Below are 986 nucleotides of genomic sequence, written 5' to 3' on the forward strand. Positions count from 1 at the left end.
CTGTTCCAAGATGGCCTTAAGATCATCCCCAGGGAACGGATACAATTGCTCGATACGAATCACCGCAGTATCAGTAATTTCATTATGCTGTTGGAAATTCAACAGGTCATAATAAACCTTACCGCTACACATAATGACGCGTTTTATATTGCGAACATCATCAACATAGCTATCGCCAATAACTGTCTGGAATGTACCTGAGCTCAAATCATCAAGCGTTGAGGTAGCTTCTTTGTGACGAAGTAAACTCTTCGGCGTAATGGCGATCAGAGGCTTCCTCAAAGGTCGTTTAACCTGACGACGAAGCATATGGAACACCTGTGCTGGCGTAGTTGGCACACAAACCTGGATATTATGCTCAGCACACAACTGCAAGTAGCGTTCCAAGCGAGCGGAGGAGTGTTCAGGACCCTGACCTTCATAACCGTGAGGTAGTAGCATGGTTAGGCCACATAGGCGCCCCCACTTTAACTCACCACTGGTAATAAACTGGTCAATAACAACTTGTGCGCCGTTTGCGAAGTCACCAAACTGAGCTTCCCAAACTACGAGTGCACCAGGGTTGGTCGTTGCAAAACCATATTCAAAGGCAAGAACCGCCTCTTCCGATAACAAGGAGTCGATAATCTCGCACTTAGGCTGATCTTCTTTGATATTCTGCAAAGGCACATAAGTCGATCCATCTGTCTGGTTGTGTAAAACAACATGACGATGAGAGAAGGTACCGCGACCAACATCTTGACCTGAGATACGAATTTCATGACCTTCTGCTAGCAAACTAGCATAAGCCATTACCTCGCCATAACCCCAGTTCAGCGGCATTGCGCCCTGATTCATTTTATTTCGATCTTCAATGATCTTCTGAACCTGCTTCTGAATAGGAAAGCCTTCATGTATCGCACCTAGCTTTTTACCTAAACGCTGCAAGGTTTTGGCATTGACCGAAGTCTTAGCCTTAGCTGTCCACTCATGGCCAATGAATGGCG

General features: G+C 45.9%; 1 pseudogene. It reads right to left on the reverse strand.

Annotated features, from left to right (window positions below):
* Positions 1 to 986 (reverse strand): annotated as a pseudogene (locus tag A3729_RS23470) (2-oxoglutarate dehydrogenase E1 component); the annotation flags it as partial.

The organism is Oleiphilus sp. HI0043, assembly GCF_001634935.1.